Raw genomic sequence first — 373 nt, forward strand, 5'->3', positions numbered from 1 at the left:
GCCCCGGGCACCACGAACGGGGTCCCCCACCCGGTCCCGCCCGGGCCGGAACTGTTCACGAAGACCGTGTTGGTCGTGCCCGCCACCTGGGTCCAGGTAGCCCAGAGCGCACCGGTGGAATCCTTATCGAGGGTCAAAGTCTCGCTGCTGTTGTTCGAAAGCACCTGCGGAAACCCCGCATCCAGCGAGTAGGCCCCGCCCGAATAGCTGTACCTGTACAGCCGGGACGGTTTCCCCGACGCGGACGCACCGGAGGTCACCACGTTCGAGGCGATGTAAAGCTTGCCGCCATCCCACAGCGTGTCCGAGGACGTGCTGGCCCTGCTGTCGCTCCGCACCCCGGTATCCACCCACGCCCCCGCACTCCGGTTCA

At 67.0% G+C, this 373-nt stretch carries 1 pseudogene; it reads right to left on the minus strand.

From position 1 onward, the window contains the following. Nucleotides 1-373 (minus strand): annotated as a pseudogene (locus tag JYA52_RS07475) (hypothetical protein); the annotation flags it as partial.

Source organism: Arthrobacter pascens, from assembly GCF_017052465.1.
Classification (GTDB): domain Bacteria; phylum Actinomycetota; class Actinomycetes; order Actinomycetales; family Micrococcaceae; genus Arthrobacter; species Arthrobacter pascens.